Genomic DNA, 24,034 nt, shown 5'->3' on the forward strand with positions numbered 1-24,034 from the left:
GCTGTGAGTGAACGCAATTTATTCGGCTTTTTCGCCCACAACAGCGTATACCTTTGTGGTAACGCTCTGGTGCAGCCGCACCTCGCACTCGTAGGTGCCGAACGCCTTAATGTCGCCGGGCAGCTCGATCTTGCGCTTGTCCACATCCACGCCGAACTGCTTTTTGATCGCTTCGGCGATTTCTTTTGCGGTAACAGAGCCGAACAGCTTTCCGCCCTGGCCCGCCGTTGCGGTGAGCTTCACGCTCTTGCCCTCAATGATCTGCGCGGTTTTCTGCGCGGTTTCCAGCTCGGCTTTCCGGCGGAACTCTTTGGCCTCTTCGGCGTTTTTCAGCTCGTTCATCGCCTGTGCGTTCGCCTCTTTGGCCAGCTTTCTGGGCAAAAGGAAGTTTCTGGCGTAGCCGTCGGAAACATCTACGAGCTCCCCTTTTTTTCCGCTTCCTTTTACGTCCTGCAGCAAAATCACTTTCATGAAACATTCCTCCGTTTTATCTATAGTAATTCAACCTTCAAAAGAACCGTTGAATTCTTCCCCCACATACAGCGGAGAAAGACTTGCTGATTTTCATTTATTGGTACCGCCCTGCGCAGGCAAACTGGGTTTGCTTGCCTTTGCAAGGTTGTTGTTGATGACCGAAATCAGGGTATCGCGGGCCTGCTGGAGCGTAGTGTTCTTCAGCTGCACAGCCGCCATCGTCAGATGGCCGCCGCCGCCCATTACCTCCATAATCACCTGCACGTTCACATCACCCAGAGAACGGGCGGAAATCTGTACCCCGCCGGGCGTGGGATAAATGACAAACGACGCGTTGACCCCTTGGATCGAGAGCAGCTCGTCGGCGGCCTGCGCCGCGGCGACACGGATATCCGGTGTTTCCTCGTCTGCGCTGACGATTGCGCAGTTGTTGTAAATCTCAGCAGAGGAAACCATCTGGTATTTCGCCTTGTAGGTGTCGATGGTGTTGGAGAACAGGCGCTTGACCTCTACGGTATCGGCTCCCCGGCGCCGCAGATAGGCCGCGGCTTCAAAGGTGCGCACACCGGTTTTCAGAACAAAATTCTTGGTGTCGAGCATAATCCCGGCCAGAAGGGCTTCCGCCTCCACGCGGGAAAGGGCCTTTTCGCTGATATACTGCACCAGCTCGGTCACCAGCTCCGCGGCAGAGCTGGCATACGGCTCGTGATAGAACACGATCGCGTTGCTGATATGCTTTACCATCATGCGGTGATGGTCAATGACAACAACCTTCGGTGTCTGCCGCAGCAGCTCTTCGCTCTCCACAAAATCCTGCGAATGGGTGTCCACTACAATCAGCAGGCTCTTCTGCGTGACCAGATCGAGCGCTTCGTCGGGCGTGATAAATATTTTTTCGTCCGGCACGGACTGCTCCATGCTTTCAATAATGGGAACCGCCATGCTCTGCGCGCGGTTGACAACGATATACGCCTGCTTGTTCAGGCCCTTGTGCACCGCACTCCACATGCCGACCGCCGCGCCGATCGCGTCAAGGTCGGAATACTTGTGGCCCATGATGAACACGATGTCGCATTCCTTGACATGATCGCTCAAAGTCGCCGCAATGACACGGGTGCGCACCTTATCGCGCTTTTCGACGCCCTTTGACAGGCCGCCGAAAAACTCGTAGGTACCGTCCTCCTGCTTGACGGCAACCTGGTCGCCGCCGCGCCCGAGCGCCATATCGAGCGCCTGACGCGCCCACAGCTCGCCCTCCGCAAAAGTAGGAGCACCGCGCCCCACACCGATGGAGATGGTAGCGCTGCGGTTGTCTGCGCTTTTGACGGTGCGCACCGCATCGATCACCTCAAAGCGCTTTTTGACGTCCTCGCGGATGTGCGCTTCGTCCGTCATAATCAGGTACCGCCCGCCGGCCAGACGCTCCAGAAAGCTGCCGGTATCCTTTGTCCAGTTCCGCAGCACCTCTTCCACCGCGGCGGAAATGCGGGCGTCCTCGCTGCTGGCGCTGTCGCGAATCAGCTCCTCGCGGTTGTCAAACAGCACGAGAGCCACCACCGGCTTCTGATCGCTGTAGCGGCGGCTGATCTCTTTGTAATATGTATTGTCCACAAAGTACAGCACATAGCCGTTCCTTGTAGACATGGAATACACCGTATACTGCCGCTGGCCCACCTGGGTATCGATCCCCTCGCCGCCCACCGCCTGCTCAAGGGTATGGGGAGTCAGAAACCGCGCGACATTCTCGCCCCGGCAATCGAACCCGGGGCTTACCTCACTGGAAAAGCGGCTGTTATACCAGATGACATCACCCATTTTCCCTACCAGCACAGCCGGTATGGAAAACTCGTGCAGGGCGCGGTAGTCCGACGCGGAAAGAATCTTTTCCGCACTCTTGACCGCCGTACCTACATACAGCTTAAAATGATGGTTTGCCATGGCGACCGCGGCAAAGGCCAGCACGGCCAGAACCAGTTCCGCATAGAAGATTCTGGCATCCCAGAACCTGCTGAGCAGCGCCATGAGCAGCATCACCGCTACGATGCCATAAAACACGGGTGAGGTAGCCCATATTTTTCGCTTCAATCGAATTTCTCCTTTATCGCAGTTTCACTTGAAAAGCCGTTGCACACTCTCCCCGCCTTTGGCGGGGAGAGTGTGATTATTTTTCAAATCAATTCACTACACAAATCAAACTTCCATAATGATCGGCAAAATCATCGGACTGCGTCTGGTCTTATCATACAGCATACGCGACAAGTCGTCTTTAATGCGGGTTTTGAGCATCCCCCAGTCGGGAACTTTGCCCTGCGCACTGCTTTCCAGAACATTATATACCAATTTTCTGGCGTCGTCCATCAAACTTTCCGATTCCCGCACATAAACAAATCCGCGGGAGACAACGTCCGGCCCGGAAACGACGTGGCCGTCCGCCGCGTCGATGGTGCAGACGACAACGATCAGGCCGTCTTCACCCAAATGCTTTCTGTCGCGCAGCACGATGCTGCCGACATCGCCCACGCCGAGTCCGTCTACCAAAACGCGGCCTGCGGGCACACTGGGCAGCTGGCGCATATAGTTCTCGTTGATCTCGAGCACATCGCCAACGTTGCCGATATAGATGTTCGAGCGGCTCATGCCCATGGCCTGCGCCAGCTGGGCGTGCTTCTGCAGATGCTTCTGCTCGCCGTGAACGGGAACGAAATATTTGGGACGCGTTACGCCCTGCATGATCTTCAGCTCTTCCTGGCAGGCGTGGCCGGACACATGCACTTCGTACATGGATTCGTACACAACCTCGCAGCCGCGCTTCATCAGCTCGTCGATCACGGTACCAACGGTCTTTTCGTTGCCGGGAATCGGACGGGCGGAAATGATGATGAAGTCCCCCGGGCCTACCTCTACCTTGCGGTGGTCGGCAAAGGCCATGCGCGTCAGCGCGGACATCGGCTCGCCCTGGCTGCCGGTGGTAATCAGCACGATCTGCTCTTTGGGGTAGCGGCGGATCATATCGATATCGATCAGAACACCGTCGGGAATATCGAGGTAGCCGAGCTCCTGCGCGATGCCCATTACATTGAGCATGCTGCGGCCGGACAGAGCCACTTTGCGCCCGTATTTCACGGCGCAGTTGATGATCTGCTGCACACGGCTGATATTCGACGCGAACGTCGCAATGATAATGCGGCTTTTTTCCGCACGCAGAAACAGATTTTCAAACGACTGGCTGACCTTGCGCTCCGTCATCGTAAAGCCGGGGCGCTCCGCGTTGGTGGAGTCGGCCAGCAGAGCCAAAACGCCCTCCTTGCCCAGCTGGGCAAACCGGCCGAGATCGATCATCTCGCCCTGTGTGGGAGTGCAGTCGATTTTAAAGTCGCCGGTGTGTACCAGGGTACCCGCAGGCGAATGAATCGCGATGCCGACGGAATCGGAAATCGAATGGTTTACATGGATGAACTCGCAGGCCATGCAGCCCAGCTTGACCGTGTCGCCGGGGCGAACCACATTCATCTTCACTTTACCGGCCAGGCCGTGCTCCTTGAGCTTGCCGCCCACCAGCCCTAAGGTAAGGGCAGTTCCGTACAGCGGCAGATTGACCCGTTTCAGCAGATAGGGCAGCGAACCGATGTGATCCTCATGCCCGTGGGTGATTACGACCCCGCGGATTTTATCGATATTGCGCTCGACAAAGGTAAAATCGGGGATCACCAGGTCGACGCCGAGCATGTCCCCGTCGGGGAACGCCATGCCGCAGTCGATGATCATCATATCTCCCTCGCACTCAAACAGAGTGAAGTTCTTGCCGATCTCATTCAGGCCGCCGAGGAAATAAACCTTAATCGAGGGCTTCTCCTTCTGCGGTTCCTTTTTGGGCCTTTTGCGCGCCTGTTTTTGGGCCTGCTTTTGAACCTGGGCAAGCACCTCCGGCAAGAGAACGCTTTTTTCCGGCTTGCGGGGAGCGTTCTTCGGGGCACTCTTGGGCGCATTCTTCGGCGCCTCTTTCGCGCGCGGCTGCTTGCCGCCGCCCTGACCACCCTTCTTCTGTGATCTGGGTGCGCTTTTGGGCGCAGCCTTAACGGCGGCTGCCTTTTCCGTTTTCTCCGCCGTCTTCTCCGCTTTCGCCAGCCTGCTCTCTTCCGCATGCGCGGCCTTCTCCGGCTGTTTGCGGGCCACCACTTTTCCGTACAAGGTGCCCGGCTTCTTCTCAGCGCCGGCAGGCGAATTATTATTCATTTTTTCTGTCACAAAATAACCTCCATTTTAATTTGGGGACACAACCACCACAGCCTGCGCACAAACGGTGCCGCAGACCTTCTATGCAGATGCATACAGGGGAATATCCGATTGTCTATATCCATCGCGGGGCTGCCGCGAAAATGAACGATTCACTGCGGATTTGATCAATTTTCCGTGGGGAAAATATCGTTTTATCCGCTTAATATGATTGGTCTCATTGTAACCTGATTGCCCCATGATGTCAAGCATAGCACAAAGTGGTACCGTAGAGCGCCCGGCGGTTGCGGTACGCAAAAAAGGTTGGTATAATAAGACCATACACCGAAACGCACAGGCGGAATCCATGCTTTTTGGGAGCATGATTTTCCGCTTTATAACCCGATGCAAATCATTGCTTTATCATTTTTATATAATCCATGTCCGCAGCTTCTGCCGCTATGTTGGCGGAATTCCGCCACTCGATCACGGCGGCAGAGTACAACATTTCTTGCTTTATTAAAATATAGTATGCCAACATCACAGAGAAAAAAACAAAGAACGGAGACAGCAGACGTGAAACAAGTAGAAATTTTTACAGACGGAGCCTGTCAGGGGAATCCCGGCCCGGGCGGATGGGGTGCGGTACTGCGGTATCAGGGCCGCGAAAAAGAGATCAGCGGCGGCGAGGCGCACACCACCAACAACCGCATGGAGCTGAGCGCCGTTATCGAAGCGATTTCTCTGCTGAAAGAGCCCTGCGACATCACGCTTTGGAGTGATTCCAAATACGTCTGCGACGCAATCGAAAAAGGATGGGCCAAAGCCTGGCGCAAAAACGGCTGGAAAAAAGCTGATAAGAAACCGGCTCTCAACAGCGATTTGTGGGAGCGCCTGCTGAATCTGCTGGAGCAGCACCACGTGACGATCCGCTGGGTAAAGGGTCACGCGGGACACCCGGAAAACGAACGCTGTGACCGGCTGGCGGTAGCGGCGGCAGAACAATTCAAGTCGAAACCATAATGTCCCCGATATAGAATCCGACTTGCAGCACATGGAACCGCGTCAAATATGGCGCACGGAGGAATTCTTATGAACCGATTTGTATATGCAGATAATGCGGCCACTACACCGATATCCGAGCCCGTACTGCGGGCTATGATGCCCTATCTGACGGAAAGTTACGGCAACCCCTCGAGCCTCTATTCCAAGGGGCGTGAGGCCAAACGCGCACTCGAGCTGGCACGCGAAGACATTGCGGAGTGCATCGGCGCAAGACCCGGCGAACTTTATTTTACTGCCGGCGGCAGCGAATCGGACAACTGGGCAATCAAGGGGATCGTCCATGAACTCGCGCTGCAGGGCAAGCGGCATCTGATTACCACCCGTTTTGAGCACTATGCTGTGCTGCATACCGCTGGAGCTCTGGAACGCGAGGGCTTTTCTGTCACGTACCTCGACGTCCATGAAAACGGTCTGGTGCGCCCCGAAGAGGTAGCGGCAGCCATCCGGCCCGACACCGCGCTCGTATCCGTGATGTACGCCAACAATGAGATCGGCACGATTCAGCCAATTGCACAGATCGGGGCAATCTGCCGGGAACACGGCGTACTGTTCCACACGGACGCGGTACAGGCGGTGGGAATCCTGCCGATCAATGTAGCCGAGCAGAACATTGGCCTGCTTTCGCTTTCCGGCCACAAGCTGCATGCGCCCAAGGGCATTGGGGCATTGTATGTGCGCCGGGGAATCCTGATTCAGAACCTGATCGACGGTGGCGCGCAGGAGCGCGGGCGGCGGGCGGGAACGGAAAACCTCGCATCGATTGTGGGGCTGGCCGCGGCGCTGCGCGAGGCCTGCATCTCAATGGAGGAACGTGCCGAACGCCTGCGTACTCTGCGTGACTGCCTGATCGACGGCGCGCTGAAAATTCCCGGCAGCTCATTGAATGGCGACCGCGAACATCGTTTGCCCGGCAACGTAAGTCTTTGCTTTGAGGGAGTTGACGGTGAAGCGATGCTTCTGCTTCTCGACCGCCAGGGCATCTGCGCTTCTTCCGGTTCGGCCTGCACCGCCGGCTCCTTAGATGCCAGCCACGTGCTGCTGGCGCTTGGGATTCCTGCGCAGCTCGCCAAGGGCTCCCTGCGTCTGACGCTGGGCGAGCAGAACACCGAGGAAGATATCGAGTATATTCTGAGCGTACTCCCGGCGGTGGTGGAGCGCCTGAGGGCAAGTTAAACCTGCCTATCCGTTACGGGACAGCCTGGAAAGGGCTTTTACTCCGCCCGCTGCTCCCTCACGCGTACTCTGGCTGTTTTCTCATGAAAACAGCCTTTTTGGGAATTGATACGATTAACAAATAGTAAAATCGATTGTGTTTTCAACATACAGTTAACTAATTGTCGAAAACACAATCAGTTTTAACAGGAGCAAAACAAATTTCACCATTGACAAAGCCGGTGAAATCCGTTATTCTGAAAGCATTCCGAAGAAAGGTACGGTATTTAAAAGCCATGCGCAATTGCTGATCTGACTAAAACCATCATAAAAGAATGGTAAAACGGGTGAAGTGCGCCCGTTGGTGTCGGATTGGCGTATCAAAAAGAATCAGCGCAGGTGCTTGTTCCGCTCGGGGCAGGCTGTTACTGTGTATTTTTGTTATGATCTTTCCGACACATCCAGAGGATGCAAGGAGAGATTTTTTTGATATTACTGGAAGTTTTTGATTTAAAAAAATATTACGGCGATCGGCTGATTCTCGATCTCCCTCGCCTGACGGTTTATACCGGTGACAAAATCGGCATTGTCGGCGAAAACGGCGCTGGAAAAACAACGTTAATGGAGCTGCTGGCCGGGGAGACCGAACCGGAAGAAGGTTCCGTGCGGCGCATATGCCCCATTTCCTACCTGCGGCAGTTTTCGCAGGAACAGGCCGACCCCGAGGCAATCCGCCGGTTTCTGCCGGGCGATCGCCTTTCGCATGAGCGCCTGAGCGGCGGTGAGCAGACGCGCCTGAAAATCGACAATGCACTGTCGCGCTCCGGCTGCCTGCTGATGGCCGACGAGCCGACCAGCAACCTGGATTATGCGGGAATTCAGATGCTGACAAAACGGCTGAAATCTGCCGAAACGCTGATTCTCATCAGCCACGACCGCGCTTTGCTGGACGCTGTCTGCAATCGGATTCTCGAAATCCGCGACGGCAGCGTGACTGAATACACGGGTGATTACAGCGCCTATGCCCGGCAGAACCAGGAAGCTCTTGAGCGTGCGGAATTTGAATACCAGCAGTATGCAGACGAGCGGGCGCGGCTTCAAAAATCGATCGTCGGCACCCGGGAGCGCGCGAAAGGCATCCGCAAGGCACCAAAGCGCATGGGCAATTCAGAAGCCCGTCTGCATAAGCGGGAGTCCACAGAAATCGCCAAAAAGCTGCATAAAAGCACCCAGGCGATGGAATCGCGGCTGGAACGGCTGGAAGAGCGGAAAAAACCGCGCGAGCTGCCGCGCATTCAGCTCGATTTTTCGCTGACAGACCCGCCGCAGAACAAAATTGTTTTTTCCTGCCGGGGCCTGACTTTCGGCTACGGAGAAAATCTTCTGTTTCAGAACGCCGGCTTTGAGATCAAGAACCACACGCGCACAGCCGTAATTGGAGAAAACGGCGCGGGAAAAACAACACTGTTTCGCCTGATTGCAGAAGGAAACAGCGCCATTTCGTGTGCACCCAAGGCCCGTATTGGTTATTTTCGCCAGGAATTTGAGAATCTGGATGAAAATCAGACTGTACTGGAAAATGCGCTGGCGCACAGCGTGCAGCCCGAAAATACGGTGCGCACCATACTGGCTCGTCTGCTTTTCCGCGGGGACACGGTGCAGAAAAAAGCCGCCGTTCTCAGCGGCGGAGAAAAAATCAAACTGTCGCTGGCACAACTGCTGGTATCGGATACGAATGTTCTGCTGCTGGATGAGCCAACAAACTACTTGGATCTGCCATCGATTGAAGCGGTCCAGCAAATTCTTTCGGATTACCCCGGCGTGCTGCTGTTCATTTCTCATGACCAGTCGTTTGTGGATGCCGTGGCAAACCGCCTGCTGCTGATCGAAAACAAGCGCATCCGCGCGTTCGATGGCAACCTCTCCGATTACCAGCGCCAAGCGCAAGCTCCGAGGCCAAAACCGGACGCTGCACAGCGGATGGTGCTGGAAACACGTCTGGCCCGCATTGTCTCCGAACTCTCGATGCCCGGCGCGAATCGCGAGGTGCTGGACGAAGAATACCGCTCTGTTCTGGAAGAGCTGAAAAGCCTCGCGGATTAAGGCAGTCTGAGCCTGAAAAGGCTATTTTTTTGAAAAAGCTTTGCTGTACAGGGTTCGCTCCCTCCTCAAGCCGGGGCGAACCCGCTTTTTGGTGCTTTATGCTTCAGTTATAAAAATGAGTTTTTTGTTCGCGAATCCCCGCAGAGTTTTCGCTTGTCCCCAGGCCAAGTCGACTTTTTCTTTTTAATCTTATAAGAGTATTTACGAAAGATTTTGTTTTTCTTTTTATGGTTTGTTTGCAGCCTATCTGCCTGCGCAGAAGTTGCCCCTCATGCCTTGCGCCAGCAGAAATGAAATGCGGGAGTACCCGCTTAAAATGACTCTGTTAAAATTAAATTGAAAGACAAAAGTAAGCGTCCACCCCAGCATAAATGACAAGCATGTGTAGCAGAAACTCCGTGCAAGAAAAACAGCTAAAACTGCTTCCGTTGTCGCAAACAATTAGTCCTTCTGTTTTAAAGGGTTTTGAAAAAAACAAAAGAAAGCCCTCCCAAATCGGGAGGGCTTTCTCTATTCATAAAACCGATCGAAACAGTTCGATCAGATCAGCTCAATGATCGCCATTTCGGCTGCGTCGCCGCGGCGCGGCCCGATCTTTGTGATGCGGGTATATCCGCCCTTACGGTCGGTATATTTAGGGGCAATCTCAGAAAACAGCTTGTGGGTCACATCTTCCTTTGTAATAAAGGAAAGTGCCATGCGCTGGTTATGCAGATTGTTCTCCTGCGCCAGGGTAATCAGCTTCTCCGTCAGGGAGCGAACCTCTTTGGCGCGGGTTACTGTGGTCTCGATTTTGCCGTTTTCAAGCAAAAAGGTAACCATGCCTCTCAGCATCGCAGTTCTATGAGCAGTATCTCTTCCGAGCTTTCTGGTTCCAGGCATCGAAATATCACTCCTTTTACCTTAGGTTGCAAGTTATTTGCTAATCCATTATTCGTCGTCCTTGCGCAGGCTAAAGCCGAGGGAAGCCATCTTCCACACAACTTCCTCCAAAGACTTGCGGCCCAGGTTGCGAACCTTCATCATGTCTTCCTCAGACTTGTTGATCAGGTCCTCTACCGTATTGATGCCGGCGCGCTTGAGGCAGTTAAAGGAGCGTACGGAAAGATCCAGCTCTTCGATGGTCATCTCCAGTACCTTTTCCTTGCCCTTCTCGTCCTTTTCCACCATGATCTCGGTGCTGCTGCCCTTATCGGACAGATCCACAAACAGATTCAGGTGTTCGGTCAGCACCTTGGCGGCCAAAGAAACGGCCTCCTGTGCGCTGATCACGCCGTTCGTCCACACATCCATGGTCAGCTTGTCGTAATCGATGCTCTGACCTACGCGGGTATTCTCGACATTGTAATTCACTTTTAAAACCGGGGTATAAATAGAATCGACCGGAAGTTCACCAATCACGCTGCTGTTGCTGCCGCCGCGCATGTTCGCCTTGTTTTTATCGGCAGGAACATAGCCGCGGCCCTTATCCAGAGTCAGCTCCATATACAGCTTGGCGCCATCGGACAGAGTGGCGATATGCATATCGGGATTCAGGATCTCCACTTCACTGTCGCATTTGATGGAATTCGCTGTCACTTCGCCGGGGCCCTCCGCGCTGATCTCAACGGTTTTGGGGCCGTCGCAGTGCAGCTTGGCAGTCAATCCCTTGATATTCAGTACGATCTCGGTGACATCCTCTTTCACGCCGGGAATTGTGGAAAACTCGTGCAGAACACCGTCTATCTTAATCGAGGTAACAGCTACGCCCGGCAGGCTGGAAAGCAGCACGCGCCGCAGGCTGTTGCCCAGGGTGGTGCCAAAGCCCCTCTCGAGCGGTTCCACAACAAATATGCCGTGGGTTCCGTCACTGGATAACTCTTCTGTTTCGATTTTTGGCTTTTCGATCTCAATCATCAGCGAACCTCCTTCACACATAAGCAAATTGCTTTGCCGTCATGTACACTGGCCTTGCGCAAAGGCATTACTTGGAGTACAACTCAACGATGAGAGTTTCGTCAACTGCCAGCTCAATGTCTTCACGCTCGGGGAATGCCAGAACCTTGGCTTCGAGAGTGTTACGGTTGAGTTCCACCCATTTCGGTACAGGGCGGGAAGCGTTCGCCTCCAGCACAGCCTTGATCTTGTCGCTGCTGCGGCTAGATTCCTTGATTGAAATAACCTCACCCGGTTTTGTCAGGTAAGAGGGGATATCTACACGCTTGCCATTGATGGTGAAGTGACCGTGAACGACCAGCTGGCGAGCTTCCGCACGGGAACTGCCCCAGCCCAAACGGTACACAACGTTGTCCAGGCGGCTCTCGAGAATTCCGAGCAGCAAATCGCCGGTCTTGCCTTCCATGCGGGTAGCCATGTCATAGTAGCCTCTGAACTGGCTCTCCAGAACGCCGTAAAAGCGCTTGGTCATCTGCTTTGCACGCAGCTGCAGACCGTATTCAGAAGTCTTCTTGCGTCCCTGGCCGTGCTGGCCCGGGGCATATGCTCTGCGGCCAACTCCGCACTTGTCTGTGTAGCAGCGCTCGCCCTTTAAAAAGAGCTTCTGGCCTTCGCGGCGGCACAGCTTGCACACAGCCTCTGTATATCTTGCCATAATAAGGTTGCACCTCCTAAAAAATCGGTTTTGGTACTAAACGCGTCTTCTCTTGGGCGGGCGGCATCCGTTGTGGGGGATGGGGGTCACATCTTTAATCATGCTGACCTCAAGCCCGGCGCCCTGCAGCGCGCGAATCGCGGCTTCACGGCCGGCGCCCGGTCCCTTAACGAAAACCTCTACCGATTTCATACCATGCTCCATCGCGATCTTGGCGGCTGTTTCCGCTGCAGACTGCGCGGCAAAGGGAGTGGACTTTCTGGAGCCTCTGAAGCCCAGCTCACCGGAGCTGGCCCAGGAAATTGCATTGCCCTGCACATCGGTAATGGTAACAATTGTATTGTTGAAAGTAGACTGAATGTGAGCAGCACCGCGTTCGATGTTCTTGCGTTCGCGGCGTCTGCGGACTGCGGTAGTTTTCTTACCGCCTTTTTGTGCTGCCATCTGAGTAATCCCTCCTGACTTCGCTTATTTCTTCTTGTTTGCCATGGTTTTTCTGGGGCCCTTGCGAGTGCGGGCATTCGTCTTGGAACGCTGGCCGCGAACGGGCAGGCCCTTGCGATGACGGATTCCGCGGTAGCAGCCGATTTCGATCAATCGTTTGATGTCGAACGCCACGTCGCGACGCAGATCGCCTTCCACGCGGCAGTTGTGGTCGATATACTCTCTCAGCTTTGCAGTGTCGTCTTCAGACAGATCGCGAACGCGGGTGTCCGGACTGACACCGGTTGCCTTCAGAATATCATTGGCAGTCTTGCGGCCAATTCCAAAAATATAGGTAAGCCCAATTTCAATGCGTTTGTCTCTGGGCAAATCGATACCTGATATACGCGCCATACTGGTTGCACCTCCATAAGATCAAATTACGCCATCAGCCCTGGCGCTGTTTATGCTTGGGATTCTCACAAATAACCATGATCTTTCCCTTGCGCTTAATGATTTTGCACTTCTCGCAAATTTTCTTTACAGAAGGTCTGACTTTCATTCTGTGCGCCCTCCTTGATGAAGTCGTTAAACAAATCGGATTTCACGGTTTTATTTCGAACGCCAGGTGATACGTCCGCGTGTAAGGTCATAGGGCGAAAGCTCTACGGTAACCTTATCGCCAGGCAGAATGCGGATGAAATTCATACGCAGCTTGCCGGAGATATGCGCCAGTATCGTGTGGCCGTTCGGCAGCTCTACGTTAAACATCGCGTTCGGCAGAGCTTCTGTTACGGTACCTTCTATTTCGATCACATCTTGTTTTGACATAAATCAGCATAACCTCCTCTTGCAGAAATCAGCTGTCCTGCGAAAAGCGCCGCAGGGCACAGCGGATTTCACGGTTGGTGTTCATCGAGCTAAGCAAGGTGTTTGTCGCGGCAAGGTGAACCGGGTTCTTGCGTTTGGGTCTTTCGAGCGGGCGGTGTTTTCCGTCGCAGACAACAACCTCGCGGCCGGAAGCCTCCAGCACCACTAAAAATTCACCTTTGTCGCGCCCTCTTAGTGACCGGACAACAAGCCCTCTAACAAAATCCATCCTGATTCCCCTTAATCCGGTAAGGTCAAAATGACAGGACCATCCGCGGTGATGGCAATCGAATGCTCGTAATGAGCGGCCAGCTTGCCGTCTGTTGTAACGGTGGTCCAGCCGTCAGATAATGTTTTGACGGTATGCACTCCGGCATTCACCATTGGCTCAATGGCTATCGTCATGCCAGGTAACAATCGCACGCCCCGGCCGGGCGCGCCAAAATTCGGTACACTAGGATCTTCGTGCAGCTTCGCGCCTACTCCGTGGCCGACAAAATCGCGTACCACCGAGTAACCGCGTGCTTCGACATACGTTTGCACCGCATGGCCGATATCGCCAACCCTATTGCCGGCCTTTGCGGCGCGGATGCCCTCGTAAAGGCTCTCTCGGGTTGTATCCATCAGGCGCTGTGCTTCGGGGGAAACATCGCCGCACGCGAACGTGTAGGCGTTGTCGCCTGTAAAGCCCTCATAAAACGCGCCGATGTCGATGCTGACAATATCACCGTGCCCCAGGATCAAATCCTTGCTGGGTATGCCGTGGATAACCACATTATTCACCGAAATGCAGGCGCTGGCCGGAAACCCGCCGTATCCCAGAAAGGAAGGCTTTGCACCCTCGCTTTCGATATAGCGGCGGGCAATGCGGTCGATCTCCCAGGTAGAAACACCGGGTTCGACCGCCTGGCCTGCCAGTTTTAATGCATTGGCTGAAATTCTTCCCGCTACCCGCATCGCTGCAAGCTCGCGGCTTGTTTTAAGCACAATCATGACTGCGCCTCTTCCAATATAGCAAGAGTCTTGCGGGTCGTATCCGCAATATGCTCTTCCCCTTCCACAATGAACAGTTTGCCCTGCTTCTGGTAATATTCCTTCAGCGGCTCAGTCTGCTCATGGTAAACTTTCAGCCGTTCCTTCACTGTTTCGGGCTGGTCATCCTTACGCTGAGAAAGGGTGCCGCCGCACTTGTCGCAAACGCCCTCCACCTTGCTGGGTTTATACCGCACATGGTAGATTGCGCCGCAGTTGTCGCAGACACGGCGTCCGGATATTCTGGCGACGATGTCCTCGTCGGTCACCTCGATATCGATGACCTTATCGATCGGAAATCCCATTTTATCCAGAGCCTCGGCCTGAACAATGGTTCTCGGGAAACCGTCCAGGATAAATCCATTTTCACAGTCGCCCTTTGCCAGTCTTTCCTCGATGATACCGATCACGATCTCATCGGGGACCAGCTGGCCGGCTTCCATATAGGACTTTGCTTTCCGGCCCATTTCAGTACCGCTTTTCAGCGCTTCTCGAATTATCGTTCCCGTAGAAATGGCGGGAATAGACAAACGCTCGCAGATTACTTCAGCCTGCGTGCCTTTGCCGGCGCCCGGAGCGCCAAGAAGTATGATTTTCATAATCCTTTTCCCTCTCTCCCCATGTTGTTTTCAAAAGCCTACCTGTCAATCAAGAAAGCCCTTGTAATGGCGCATCATCATCTGAGACTCCATCTGTTTGACTGTATCCAGAGCGACGCCTACCAAAATGATAAGAGAGGTACCGCCCAGAGACATGTTGTGCATTCCTGTTGCCGCACCGAAAATAATGGGCAGCAGGGCAACTACAGCCAGGAACAAAGCGCCAATCAGGGTAAGCTTGGAAAGGATTCTAGAAATAAAATCGGAGGTCGGCTTGCCGGGGCGAACACCCGGAATCGTACCGTTGCTTTGACGAAGATTATTGGCCATTTCAATCGGATTATACTGAATGGTAACATAGAAATACGCAAACATAACAATCAGAAGGAAATACACCAGCGAGTACATCCAGCCGGTAGAGGAGAAGGCATCCAGGAAACCTTTCCAGAAGCCGCTCTTCGGGTTGGTGAACAGCTGAATGGTGCTGGGAATGGCCAGGATCGAGCTTGCGAAGATGATCGGCATAACGCCGGACATCGCAATCTTGATCGGAATATGGCTGGCCTGACCGCCATACATTTTGCGTCCCACCATGCGCTTGGCATACTGGATCGGAATCCGGCGCTCGGAGTTGTTCATCAGAACGATGAACCAGATGACCGCCAGGAACAAAACGACGAAGATCGGAACAAACGCATAATACTTGCCATAGGTGGAAGGATCCTGATTGGCAATCTGCAGGTATTTGCCCAGCGTGTTCATGATATGCGGCATACGCGCCACAATACCAGAGAACAGCAGGATCGAAATACCGTTGCCGATACCGTACTTGTTGACCTGCTCGCCCATCCACATCATCAGCGCCGTACCGGCGGTGAAGGTGAAGATGATAACCACAGCCGAGAAGGCCTGCTCCCAACCACTGTTGAACATGGTGATGGGGGTTCCCTCATAAGAGCTGTTGTGCAGATAGAAGTAGTAAGCGGTACCCTGAATCAGGCCCAGCACAACGGTGACGTAACGGGTAATGGCGGCAATCTTCTTGCGGCCCTCTTCGCCCTCTTTGGCCAAGCGCTCCAGAGGAGGCAGGGCCACAGTCAGCAGCTGCAGAATAATGGAGCTGTTGATGTAGGGTGTAACGCTCATGGCAAACAGGGTAGCGTTTGCGAACGCACCGCCGGAGAGCATATCTAAATACCCCAGCGCGTTGCCCGACTCGCCAACCTGGCCCATTAAACCCTGCAGGGCTTCCACGTTCAGGAAGGGCACCGTAATCACGGCGCCAAACCGGAACACAACGATTATGAACAGTGTAAACAGAATTTTTTTACGCAGATCGGGAATTGCCCAGGCATTCTTCATTGTAGAAAACAACTCAGATCACCTCTGCCTTCCCACCGGCAGCCTCAATCTTCTGCTTTGCCGCTTCAGAGAAGGACGTTGCCTTTACTGTCAAGCTTTTGGTCAGCTTGCCGTTTGAAAGAATCTTCACTCCGTCAAAGGAATTTCTCACGATGCCGGCATCCAGCAGAGCCTGAATATCGACCACCGCGCCGTTCTCAAAGGATTCCAGCGTACCAACGTTGATCGCAACGATGTCCTTCGCAAAAATATTGACAAAGCCCCTTTTGGGAAGTCTTCTCTGCAGAGGCATCTGGCCGCCTTCGAAACCTGCACGGAACCCACGGCCAGCTCTGGCCTTCTGGCCCTTATGACCCTTGCCGGAGGTTTTGCCCCAGCCGGAGCCGTGTCCTCTGCCGATTCTACGGGCCGTTTGGGTGGACCCGGGTACTGCAGATAAGTCATGCAACTTCATTTACTCGCACCTCCTTGCTTACGCTTTGCTTACCTCGATGAGGTGGATAATCTTTGCCACCTTGCCTTTGGTCTGAGGATTATCGGGCTGCGTAGTGCAGTCGCCGATCTTATGCAAACCAAGGGACTGAGCGGTCGCAATCTGGTCCTTGTGGCTGCCGATCAGGCTTTTTACCAACTTGATGTGAATCTGTGCCATATTGCTGCCCCCCTTGTTACAGAATCTCTTTTGCCGATTTACCGCGGATCGCAGCAACCTCTTCGGCAGTGCGCAGCTGAGCGAGACCTTCAATGGTCGCGCGAACCACGTTGCACGGGTTGTTGGAGCGCAGTGCCTTGGTACGAATGTCTTTAATACCAGCAGATTCTACTACCGCACGAACCGCACCGCCGGCGATAACACCGGTACCGGGAGCGGCGGGCTTCATCAGCACGCGGCCTGCGCCGTATGCGCCGATGACTTCGTGAGGAATCGTGCTGCCGCGCAGAGAAACCTTGATCAGGTTCTTCTTAGCGTCCTCAATTCCCTTGCGGATGGAATCCGGAACTTCTCCTGCCTTACCAATACCGAAACCGACTGTTCCGTTGCCGTCACCGACAACTACCAGAGCGGCAAACTTGAAGATACGTCCGCCCTTTACGGTTTTGGATACGCGGTTGATGGCAACCACGCGCTCTTTCAGATCCAAAGTAGATGCGTCAATTCTAGCCAAAAGTATTCCTCCTTCTCTCAGAACTTGAGGCCGCCCTCGCGGGCGCCTTCGGCCAGCTCTTTGACGCGGCCGTGGAAAATATAACCGCCGCGGTCGAACACGACCTCGGTGATCCCCTTCTCAGCCGCGCGCTTAGCGATCAGTTCGCCAACCTGCTTTGCGGCTTCCTTGTTTCCGCCATTGCCAGTAAACTCTTTGTCCAGCGTGGAAGCTGCCGCGAGAGTAACTCCCGCAACATCGTCGATAATCTGGGCGTAGATGTTCTTGGCGGAGCGGAATACATTCAGGCGCGGGCGCTCTGCAGTGCCCGTAACCTTGCCGCGCACACGACGGTGGCGGTTCAGTCTGGCTTTATTTGTATCAGCCTTGTTCACCATATTGATTCACTCTCCTTCAGTTACTTCTTCGAGCCCTTACCGGCCTTGCCTTCCTTACGGCGGACAAATTCACCAGCATAACGAATTCCCTTGCCCTTATACGGCTCCGGCGGACGTTTCTCGCGGACTTCCGCGGCAAACTGGCCAACCTTCTGCTTGTCGATCCCATGAATGATGATCTTGTTGGGCGTGGGAGCTTCGATCTGGATCTCGTCTGTCTCAGACACGATCACCTGATGGGAATAACCCAGGTTCATGACCAGGTCCTTGCCCTGCTTCTGCACACGGTAACCAACACCCAGAACGTCGAGCTCCTTCTTGAAGCCCTCTGTCACACCGACCACCATGTTGTGCACCAGCGTGCGGGTCAGGCCGTGCAGCGCACGGTTTTCCTTCTCGTCGTTCGGGCGGGTCACGATAAGCTCGCTGCCCTCCTGAGAGATCGTCATGTTCGGGTGGAACTGCTGTGTCAGAGTTCCCTTTGCTCCCTTAACAGTAACAACGTTGCCGTCGATTTTCACTTCGACGCCAGCGGGAATATTTATGGGTTTTCTTCCAATTCGCGACATAATAGCACCCCCTTGTTTACCAAATAAACGCCAGAACTTCGCCGCCTACATTCTCTTTGCGCGCCTGACGGTCCGTCATGACGCCCTTGGAGGTAGAAATGACCGCGATACCGAGGCCCTTGAGAACCTTGGGCAGATCTTCTGCGTTGGAATAAATGCGCAGGCCGGGTTTCGACACTCTGCGCAGGCCTTTGATGACGGGGGTCTTGCCCTCGCCGTACTTCAGATTCACTTTCAGAATCCCCTGTTTGCCGTCCTCGATCACCGTGTAGTTCTTTACATATCCCTCTTCAACCAGAATCTTGATGATAGACTCTTTCATGTTGCTCTTGGGGATCTCAACGGAATCGTGCTTGGCAGCATTCGCGTTGCGAATACGGGTGAGCAAATCAGCGATTGTATCTGTAATCTGCATACCGTTCCCTCCTTTGCTTTACCAGCTGGCTTTTTTCACGCCCGGGATCTCACCCTTATGGGCAAGCTCGCGGAAGCATATGCGGCAAATCCCGAACTTGCGGAGATAAGCATGCGGCCGGCCGCAGATTTTGCAGCGGTTATGCTCTCTGGAGGAAAATTTCGCCGTCCTCAGCTGTTTGATTTTCATTGATGTTTTGGCCACAATAATCCCTCCTTATCTCGCAAACGGAGCGCCCATCAGCGTCAGCAGCTCGCGGGCCTCTTCGTCGGTTTTTGCGGTGGTTACGAAGCAGATATCCATTCCGCGCACCTTGTCGATCTTATCGTACTCGATCTCGGGGAAAATCAGCTGCTCCTTGATGCCCATGTTGTAGTTGCCGCGTCCGTCAAAGGAATTCGGATTGATCCCTCTAAAGTCTCTAACGCGGGGCAGCGCGACGTTGAAGAAACGGTCGATAAACTCATACATGTTCTCGCCTCTGAGCGTAACCTTCACGCCGATGTTCATGCCTTCACGCAGCTTAAAGTTCGCAACGGATTTCTTCGCCTTGCAAACCTGGGGCTTCTGGCCGGTAATCGCTGCAATGTCAGTCATGATGGCGTCGATTACCTTAGAATTGTCACGGGCTTCGCCGGCGCCTACATTGATGACGATTTTTTCGAGCTTGGGGATCTCCATCACGCTCTTGTAGCTGAATTTCTTCATGAGCGCGGGCGAGACCTCCTGCTTGTAAAACTCCTTCAGTCTGGCCATGTCGTATTCTTCCTCCCTTACAGCGACTCGCCGCATTTTACGCAAACGCGGTCTTTGGTGCCGTCCTCATAGAGCTTATGCGCAACACGAGTGGGCTTTCCGCAGCGAGGGCAAACGATCTGAACCTTGCAGGCGTACAGAGCGCCCTCGGCCTTTACGAGTCCGCCCGGGGCACCCATTTTACGGGGCTTTACATGCTTTGTTACCATGTTGCGGCCCTCGACGATCACTTTGCCCTCTTTGGGGCTGACCGCCAGAACCTTCCCCTGCTTGCCGCGCTCTTTGCCGCTCAAAATGATGACGGTGTCACCAGTTTTTACATGAACTTTGTTATTCATTAGTGAACACCTCCATTACAGTACTTCCGGGGCAAGGCTTAAGATTTTCAGGTAATCCTTATCGCGCAGCTCTCTGGCAACGGGCCCAAAGATACGCGTGCCCCTGGGGTTTTTGTCGTCCTTAATAATAACCGCCGCGTTCTCGTCGAAGCGGATATACGTTCCGTCGTGGCGGCGAACGCCAAAAGCGGTACGAACAATAACCGCTTTAACAACGTCGCCTTTTTTAACAACGCCGCCGGGTGCTGCTTTTTTGACCGAAGCTACCACAACGTCGCCAATATTGGCATACCTTCTGCCGGTGCCGCCCAGCACGCGAATGCACATAAGCTCTTTCGCGCCGGTGTTGTCGGCAACCTTGAGGTAAGTCTGCTGTTGTATCACAGTGCGTTCCTCCTTCGCTGAAAGCTACTTATTTTGCTTTCTCAATAATCTCGACAAGACGCCATCTTTTTTCTTTGGAAAGGGGACGGGTCTCCATCACACGCACACGGTCACCGATGTTGCACTCGTTGTTTTCGTCATGAACCTTCAGTTTCACAGTACGCTTGATAATCTTGTTGTAAAGCGGATGCTTCACGCTGTCCTGGATAGCGACAACGGCGGTTTTGTCCATCTTATTGCTGACGACCTTGCCGACGTTGGTTTTTCTCATATTTCTGTCACTCACAGCTTAATCCTCCCTTCCCATTACGCTTTCGCGCTGTCCTTCAGCTCATTGTCACGCAGCACGGTCTTAATGCGGGCAATGTCTTTCTTGACAGCGGAAATTCGCATCGGGTTGTCAAGCTGATTAATGGCAAGCTGAAAACGCAGGTTGAAAAGCTCTTCTTTCAGATCCTTCAGCTTGCTCTGCAGCTCTTCGGTTGTCAACTCTCTAATCTCTGCGGCCTTCATGATTGCTCACCACCCGTTTCTTCCTTCTTGACAAACTTGCATTTGATCGGCAGCTTGTTTGCAGCAAGGCGCATTGCCTCTCTGGCGGTTGCCTCGGCAACGCCGCCGATTTCGAACATCACTCTGCCGGGCTTTACAACGGCCACCCAGTACTCGGGTGCGCCCTTACCGGAACCCATGCGGGTTTCTGCCGGCTTCTTGGTGACAGGCTTATCGGGGAAAATCTTAATCCAGACTTTACCGAATCTCTTTGTGTAACGAGTCATGGCAATACGGGCGGCCTCAATCTGGTTCGAGGTGATCCAGGCGGGCTCAAGGGCCTGAAGGCCGAAATCGCCGTATGCGACCTGACTGCCGCGATATGCCTTACCGGTCATACGACCGCGGTGCACTCTGCGGTATTTCACGCGTTTAGGCAGCAACATTATTTATTGCCTCCTTCCCTCTTGGGCTTGCGGTTATCGTGGAGAACCTCGCCTCTGTAGATCCACACCTTCACGCCAATGCGGCCGTAGGTGGTAGCAGCCTCGGCAAAACCGTAGTCGATGTCTGCACGGATGGTCTGCAGCGGGATAGTACCCTCATGGTAGTGCTCGGTACGGGCAATTTCAGCACCGCCCAAACGGCCGGAAACCTGAGTCTTGATGCCCTTCGCGCCGAGCTTCATGGCGCGGCCCATGCACTGTTTCATTGCACGGCGGAACGAAATTCTCTTTTCGAGCTGCTGGGCAATATTCTCCGCAACGAGCTGTGCGTTCAAATCGGGGGATTTCACCTCGACGATATTGATGGATACCGGCTTGCCCAGCATCGCTTCGCACTGCACACGGAGCTTCTCGATCTCTGCGCCGCCCTTGCCGATGACCATGCCGGGCTTTGCGCAGTGAATGTGAACGCGAACCTTGGAAGCGTCGCGCTCGATCTCAATTTTCGGAACACCCGCGGAAGCGAGCTGCTTCTTGAGTGTTTTACGCAGCTTGTAATCCTCGACCAGGGTGTCGCCAAAGACATTGTCCTTCGCGAACCAGCGGGAATCCCAATCTTTAATTACGCCCACACGAAAGCCGTGGGGATTGATTTTCTGGCCCATAGTTTACCTCCTCCGCTATTCTTTTTCCTTGAGCACGAGGGTAACGTGCGAAGTTCTTTTCAAAATTCTGAACGCGCGACCCTGCGCTCTGGGGCGAATGCGCTTGAGGATCGGGCCAGGGCTGACGAAGCACTCAGCAACGTACAGTCTGGTAACGTCCATGTTATGGTTATTCTCAGCATTTGCAATGGCCGACTTCAGCAGTTTCTGAAGGTCTTCACATGCGGCCTTTGGGGTATGCTTCAGGATAGCCATAGCAAGGTCTGTCTCCTTGCCCCGGATCAAATCCAGCACAATCGATACCTTGCGGGGAGAAATACGGGCGTATTTCAAATAAGCCCTTGCTTCCATTGTATACACTCCTTTCGGCCTTTATCGGGTAGTTTTGGATCCGGCGTGACCTTTAAAGGTTCTGGTGGGGGCAAACTCACCGAGCTTGTGCCCAACCATATCTTCGGTAACATAAACCGGAACATGCTTGCGGCCGTCGTGGACGGCAATCGTATGACCGACGAAATCCGGGAAAATAATCGAAGCTCTGCTCCAGGTCTTGACGATTTTCTTTTCGCCGGCGGCGTTCATCTCTTGAATCCTTTTCAGCAGAACGGGCTGAACATAAGGACCCTTTTTCACACTTCTGCTCATCAGTTAAGCTCCTTTCTGTCCGCCTTACTTACTGTTTCTGCGCTTCACGATAAATTTATCGGAGCGGTTCTTCTTAGAACGGGTCTTGTAGCCCAGTGCGGGTTTACCCCAGGGGGTTACAGGGCCGGGACGGCCGACGGGAGACTTACCTTCACCACCGCCGTGGGGGTGATCGTTCGGGTTCATAACAGATCCGCGAACGGTAGGACGCCAGCCCATGTGGCGCTTGCGACCGGCTTTACCGATCTTTACGTTCTCGTGGTCGAGGTTGCTGACCTGGCCGATGGTGGCCATGCACAGCTGAGAAACGTTGCGCAGTTCGCCGGAGGGCAAACGCAGCAGCGCCATGCCGTTTTCCTTCGCCATCAGCTGAGCCTGGTTGCCGGCCGAACGAGCCAGCTGGCCGCCTTTGCCGGGGTACAGCTCAACGTTGTGGATGAAGGTACCGGTCGGGATCGCAGAAAGAGGCAGCGCATTGCCGGGCTTAATGTCGGCGCCTGTGCCAGAAACAACCGTGTCGCCGACTTTCAGGCCGTGAGGAGCGATAATGTAGCTCTTCTGGCCATCCTCATACTGAATGAGCGCGATGAAAGCGGAGCGGTTCGGATCATACTCCAGGGTAAGAACCTTCGCCGGAACGTCTGCTCTCTGACGCTTGAAATCGATCACGCGGTACTTTTTGCGGTTTCCGCCTCCGCGATGGCGAACCGTAATTCTGCCATAGCTGTTACGGCCGGACTTTTTATTCAGCGGCTCCAGCAGGCTCTTCTCAGGGCCCTTCTTGGAAAGCTGAGAATAATCTGTTACCGACATGTTGCGGCGGCCCGCGGTAGTCGGTTTATAATTAATAATAGGCATTCGGTTTCACACTCCTTGTTATGGCTTTGCGGGGATCAGCCAAATCCCCATACTTTGCCCCTGCCTCAGGATCGGCAGGATTCTGTATACACATTGTAATATCGACAGGCGATATTACATCATACCCTCGAAGAATTCGATCGGCTTGCTGTCCTCGGTAAGGGAAACAACCGCTTTTTTCCACGCGGCGGTATAGCCCTGGGTTCTGCCCTGGCGGCGCAGATGTCCGCGAACATGCAGGGTATTCACCTTTGCGACCTTGACCTTAAAAAGCTCCTCGACAGCGCGCGCAATATCAATCTTTGTGGCATTGCGGGCAACCTCGAAGGTGTACTTTTTGAAGCCAATGGCGCTCATGCTCTTTTCCGTAATGATCGGGCGGATGACAATCTCATGTGCAGTCATTATGCATACACCTCCTCGATCTTGGCTACGGCATCCTTGAGCACGATGAACTTATCGGCATTGAGGATGTCATAGACATTCAGAGTGTTTACGGTGGCGGTTTTCACGCCCTGCAGGTTCGCAGCGGAAGCGATGACCTTCTTATTCTCCTCGGGGAGAACAATCAGGGCCTTCTTCTCAGCGCCGAGCGCCTGAAGCATGGAAACGATCACCTTTGTTTTGTATTCGTCCATTGCAATCTGGTCCAGAACAACAATCTCGTTGTCGATGACCTTGCTGGAGAAAGCAGATTTCATGGCAAGACGGCGAACCTTCTTGTTCACGGTATATCTGTAGTCGCGGGGCTTCGGCGCAAATACGACACCGCCGTGTCTCCACTGGGGAGCGCGGATGGAGCCCTGTCTTGCGTGGCCGGTACCCTTCTGGCGCCAGGGTTTTCTGCCGCCGCCGGCAACCTCCGAGCGGGTCAGCGCGGACTGTGTGCCCTGCCGCTGATTTGCCAGATAGTTTTTCACCAGCTCATGCATTACTGCGACATTGGGTTCAATTCCAAATACGGCTTCAGAAAGCTCGATTTGTCCAACTTCCTTACCAGCCATATCAAGTACTGCTACTTTCGGCATTCTAATTCCTCCT

36 protein-coding genes are annotated in these 24,034 nt (G+C 53.9%); 3 read left to right on the plus strand and 33 right to left on the minus strand.

Annotation, left to right across the window (positions count from 1 at the left end; all coding sequences use genetic code 11):
• Nucleotides 1-18 precede the first annotated feature (18 nt).
• The 3 genes from rplI to HMPREF1141_RS14135 all read right to left on the minus strand — a co-directional run bounded on the left by rplI (nt 19) and on the right by HMPREF1141_RS14135 (nt 4,719).
• Nucleotides 19-471: a 50S ribosomal protein L9 gene (gene rplI, locus HMPREF1141_RS14125; protein ID WP_009065536.1), complete on the minus strand. Its 453-nt coding sequence runs from the start codon at nt 469-471 to the stop codon at nt 19-21.
• 93 nt (nt 472-564) lie between these two features.
• Nucleotides 565-2,559, minus strand: coding sequence for a DHH family phosphoesterase (locus HMPREF1141_RS14130; protein WP_009065665.1), 1,995 nt, complete (start codon nt 2,557-2,559; stop codon nt 565-567).
• Between the two features lie 105 nt (nt 2,560-2,664).
• Nucleotides 2,665-4,719 (minus strand): ribonuclease J, encoded by a 2,055-nt coding sequence (locus tag HMPREF1141_RS14135; RefSeq protein ID WP_009065651.1) that lies wholly within the window; start codon nt 4,717-4,719, stop codon nt 2,665-2,667.
• Between the two features lie 543 nt (nt 4,720-5,262).
• Here HMPREF1141_RS14135 and rnhA point away from each other — a divergent pair.
• From rnhA to abc-f, 3 genes are all read left to right on the plus strand, one after another.
• Complete coding sequence (gene rnhA / locus HMPREF1141_RS14140; protein WP_009065646.1) at nt 5,263-5,709, plus strand: ribonuclease HI; 447 nt, start codon at nt 5,263-5,265, stop codon at nt 5,707-5,709.
• 69 nt (nt 5,710-5,778) lie between these two features.
• Nucleotides 5,779-6,924 carry a cysteine desulfurase NifS gene (gene nifS, locus HMPREF1141_RS14145; RefSeq protein WP_035317193.1) on the plus strand — a complete coding sequence of 382 codons (1,146 nt, stop codon included), beginning with the start codon at nt 5,779-5,781 and terminating at the stop codon, nt 6,922-6,924.
• Nucleotides 6,925-7,389: 465 nt separating this feature from the next.
• On the plus strand, nt 7,390-9,006 hold the full coding sequence (abc-f, locus tag HMPREF1141_RS14150) for a ribosomal protection-like ABC-F family protein (protein ID WP_009065737.1): 1,617 nt from the start codon (nt 7,390-7,392) through the stop codon (nt 9,004-9,006).
• A gap of 540 nt (nt 9,007-9,546) precedes the next feature.
• Here the strand turns inward: abc-f and rplQ are convergent.
• The 30 genes from rplQ to rplD all read right to left on the minus strand — a co-directional run bounded on the left by rplQ (nt 9,547) and on the right by rplD (nt 24,021).
• Nucleotides 9,547-9,888, minus strand: a complete 342-nt coding sequence (gene rplQ / locus HMPREF1141_RS14155; protein WP_035317194.1) for a 50S ribosomal protein L17 — start codon at nt 9,886-9,888, stop codon at nt 9,547-9,549.
• A gap of 48 nt (nt 9,889-9,936) precedes the next feature.
• Nucleotides 9,937-10,902 carry a DNA-directed RNA polymerase subunit alpha gene (locus HMPREF1141_RS14160; protein ID WP_009065658.1) on the minus strand — a complete coding sequence of 322 codons (966 nt, stop codon included), beginning with the start codon at nt 10,900-10,902 and terminating at the stop codon, nt 9,937-9,939.
• 67 nt (nt 10,903-10,969) lie between these two features.
• Nucleotides 10,970-11,596 (minus strand): 30S ribosomal protein S4, encoded by a 627-nt coding sequence (gene rpsD / locus HMPREF1141_RS14165; protein WP_009065549.1) that lies wholly within the window; start codon nt 11,594-11,596, stop codon nt 10,970-10,972.
• 36 nt (nt 11,597-11,632) lie between these two features.
• Nucleotides 11,633-12,040 carry a 30S ribosomal protein S11 gene (gene rpsK, locus HMPREF1141_RS14170; RefSeq protein WP_009065718.1) on the minus strand — a complete coding sequence of 136 codons (408 nt, stop codon included), beginning with the start codon at nt 12,038-12,040 and terminating at the stop codon, nt 11,633-11,635.
• 24 nt (nt 12,041-12,064) lie between these two features.
• Nucleotides 12,065-12,433: a 30S ribosomal protein S13 gene (rpsM, locus tag HMPREF1141_RS14175; protein ID WP_009065609.1), complete on the minus strand. Its 369-nt coding sequence runs from the start codon at nt 12,431-12,433 to the stop codon at nt 12,065-12,067.
• Nucleotides 12,434-12,467: 34 nt separating this feature from the next.
• Nucleotides 12,468-12,581 carry a 50S ribosomal protein L36 gene (rpmJ, locus tag HMPREF1141_RS14180; RefSeq protein ID WP_009065749.1) on the minus strand — a complete coding sequence of 38 codons (114 nt, stop codon included), beginning with the start codon at nt 12,579-12,581 and terminating at the stop codon, nt 12,468-12,470.
• Between the two features lie 50 nt (nt 12,582-12,631).
• Nucleotides 12,632-12,850 (minus strand): translation initiation factor IF-1, encoded by a 219-nt coding sequence (gene infA, locus HMPREF1141_RS14185; protein WP_009065662.1) that lies wholly within the window; start codon nt 12,848-12,850, stop codon nt 12,632-12,634.
• Nucleotides 12,851-12,878: 28 nt separating this feature from the next.
• On the minus strand, nt 12,879-13,118 hold the full coding sequence (locus tag HMPREF1141_RS17410; RefSeq protein ID WP_147584612.1) for a KOW domain-containing RNA-binding protein: 240 nt from the start codon (nt 13,116-13,118) through the stop codon (nt 12,879-12,881).
• 11 nt (nt 13,119-13,129) lie between these two features.
• A complete protein-coding gene (map, locus tag HMPREF1141_RS14190) occupies nt 13,130-13,882 on the minus strand; it encodes a type I methionyl aminopeptidase (protein WP_009065594.1) in 753 nt (250 codons plus the stop codon).
• Nucleotides 13,879-14,520, minus strand: a complete 642-nt coding sequence (locus HMPREF1141_RS14195) for an adenylate kinase (protein WP_009065695.1) — start codon at nt 14,518-14,520, stop codon at nt 13,879-13,881. Before HMPREF1141_RS14195 ends, map begins: the two co-directional genes overlap by 4 nt.
• Nucleotides 14,521-14,565: 45 nt before the next feature.
• Nucleotides 14,566-15,894: a preprotein translocase subunit SecY gene (gene secY, locus HMPREF1141_RS14200; RefSeq protein WP_009065626.1), complete on the minus strand. Its 1,329-nt coding sequence runs from the start codon at nt 15,892-15,894 to the stop codon at nt 14,566-14,568.
• Between the two features lies 1 nt (nt 15,895).
• Nucleotides 15,896-16,336 (minus strand): 50S ribosomal protein L15, encoded by a 441-nt coding sequence (gene rplO, locus HMPREF1141_RS14205; protein ID WP_009065690.1) that lies wholly within the window; start codon nt 16,334-16,336, stop codon nt 15,896-15,898.
• 18 nt (nt 16,337-16,354) lie between these two features.
• Nucleotides 16,355-16,534, minus strand: a complete 180-nt coding sequence (rpmD, locus tag HMPREF1141_RS14210; RefSeq protein WP_009065558.1) for a 50S ribosomal protein L30 — start codon at nt 16,532-16,534, stop codon at nt 16,355-16,357.
• Nucleotides 16,535-16,550: 16 nt separating this feature from the next.
• On the minus strand, nt 16,551-17,048 hold the full coding sequence (rpsE, locus tag HMPREF1141_RS14215; protein ID WP_009065707.1) for a 30S ribosomal protein S5: 498 nt from the start codon (nt 17,046-17,048) through the stop codon (nt 16,551-16,553).
• Between the two features lie 17 nt (nt 17,049-17,065).
• Nucleotides 17,066-17,425 carry a 50S ribosomal protein L18 gene (rplR, locus tag HMPREF1141_RS14220; protein ID WP_009065573.1) on the minus strand — a complete coding sequence of 120 codons (360 nt, stop codon included), beginning with the start codon at nt 17,423-17,425 and terminating at the stop codon, nt 17,066-17,068.
• A 20-nt stretch (nt 17,426-17,445) separates the two neighbouring features.
• Nucleotides 17,446-17,994 carry a 50S ribosomal protein L6 gene (gene rplF / locus HMPREF1141_RS14225; protein WP_009065734.1) on the minus strand — a complete coding sequence of 183 codons (549 nt, stop codon included), beginning with the start codon at nt 17,992-17,994 and terminating at the stop codon, nt 17,446-17,448.
• A gap of 16 nt (nt 17,995-18,010) precedes the next feature.
• The gene (gene rpsH, locus HMPREF1141_RS14230; protein WP_009065517.1) at nt 18,011-18,409 is read right to left on the minus strand and encodes a 30S ribosomal protein S8; all 399 of its coding nucleotides are present in this window, start codon (nt 18,407-18,409) and stop codon (nt 18,011-18,013) included.
• Nucleotides 18,410-18,427: 18 nt separating this feature from the next.
• Nucleotides 18,428-18,613 (minus strand): type Z 30S ribosomal protein S14, encoded by a 186-nt coding sequence (locus HMPREF1141_RS14235; RefSeq protein WP_009065714.1) that lies wholly within the window; start codon nt 18,611-18,613, stop codon nt 18,428-18,430.
• Nucleotides 18,614-18,625: 12 nt separating this feature from the next.
• Nucleotides 18,626-19,165: a 50S ribosomal protein L5 gene (rplE, locus tag HMPREF1141_RS14240; RefSeq protein WP_009065758.1), complete on the minus strand. Its 540-nt coding sequence runs from the start codon at nt 19,163-19,165 to the stop codon at nt 18,626-18,628.
• 17 nt (nt 19,166-19,182) lie between these two features.
• Nucleotides 19,183-19,503, minus strand: a complete 321-nt coding sequence (gene rplX, locus HMPREF1141_RS14245; protein ID WP_009065525.1) for a 50S ribosomal protein L24 — start codon at nt 19,501-19,503, stop codon at nt 19,183-19,185.
• A 15-nt stretch (nt 19,504-19,518) separates the two neighbouring features.
• Nucleotides 19,519-19,887: a 50S ribosomal protein L14 gene (gene rplN / locus HMPREF1141_RS14250; protein ID WP_009065641.1), complete on the minus strand. Its 369-nt coding sequence runs from the start codon at nt 19,885-19,887 to the stop codon at nt 19,519-19,521.
• A 28-nt stretch (nt 19,888-19,915) separates the two neighbouring features.
• Complete coding sequence (gene rpsQ, locus HMPREF1141_RS14255) at nt 19,916-20,173, minus strand: 30S ribosomal protein S17 (protein ID WP_009065601.1); 258 nt, start codon at nt 20,171-20,173, stop codon at nt 19,916-19,918.
• Between the two features lie 20 nt (nt 20,174-20,193).
• Nucleotides 20,194-20,400 (minus strand): 50S ribosomal protein L29, encoded by a 207-nt coding sequence (rpmC, locus tag HMPREF1141_RS14260; RefSeq protein ID WP_009065675.1) that lies wholly within the window; start codon nt 20,398-20,400, stop codon nt 20,194-20,196.
• On the minus strand, nt 20,397-20,825 hold the full coding sequence (gene rplP, locus HMPREF1141_RS14265) for a 50S ribosomal protein L16 (protein WP_009065611.1): 429 nt from the start codon (nt 20,823-20,825) through the stop codon (nt 20,397-20,399). Before rplP ends, rpmC begins: the two co-directional genes overlap by 4 nt.
• Nucleotides 20,825-21,490 carry a 30S ribosomal protein S3 gene (rpsC, locus tag HMPREF1141_RS14270; protein ID WP_009065761.1) on the minus strand — a complete coding sequence of 222 codons (666 nt, stop codon included), beginning with the start codon at nt 21,488-21,490 and terminating at the stop codon, nt 20,825-20,827. Before rpsC ends, rplP begins: the two co-directional genes overlap by 1 nt.
• A 15-nt stretch (nt 21,491-21,505) precedes the next feature.
• A complete protein-coding gene (gene rplV / locus HMPREF1141_RS14275; protein WP_009065523.1) occupies nt 21,506-21,841 on the minus strand; it encodes a 50S ribosomal protein L22 in 336 nt (111 codons plus the stop codon).
• Between the two features lie 21 nt (nt 21,842-21,862).
• Nucleotides 21,863-22,135 (minus strand): 30S ribosomal protein S19, encoded by a 273-nt coding sequence (gene rpsS / locus HMPREF1141_RS14280; protein WP_009065752.1) that lies wholly within the window; start codon nt 22,133-22,135, stop codon nt 21,863-21,865.
• 24 nt (nt 22,136-22,159) lie between these two features.
• On the minus strand, nt 22,160-22,993 hold the full coding sequence (gene rplB / locus HMPREF1141_RS14285) for a 50S ribosomal protein L2 (RefSeq protein ID WP_009065625.1): 834 nt from the start codon (nt 22,991-22,993) through the stop codon (nt 22,160-22,162).
• Between the two features lie 114 nt (nt 22,994-23,107).
• Nucleotides 23,108-23,398 carry a 50S ribosomal protein L23 gene (gene rplW, locus HMPREF1141_RS14290; RefSeq protein WP_009065538.1) on the minus strand — a complete coding sequence of 97 codons (291 nt, stop codon included), beginning with the start codon at nt 23,396-23,398 and terminating at the stop codon, nt 23,108-23,110.
• A complete protein-coding gene (gene rplD, locus HMPREF1141_RS14295) occupies nt 23,398-24,021 on the minus strand; it encodes a 50S ribosomal protein L4 (RefSeq protein WP_009065618.1) in 624 nt (207 codons plus the stop codon). The genes rplW and rplD overlap by 1 nt, the downstream gene beginning before the upstream one ends.
• Between the last annotated feature and the right edge of the window lie 13 nt (nt 24,022-24,034).

Origin of the sequence: Clostridium sp. MSTE9 (assembly GCF_000277625.1) — a bacterium.
In the GTDB taxonomy this organism is placed as follows: Bacteria; Bacillota; Clostridia; order Oscillospirales; family Acutalibacteraceae; genus Faecalispora; species Faecalispora jeddahensis.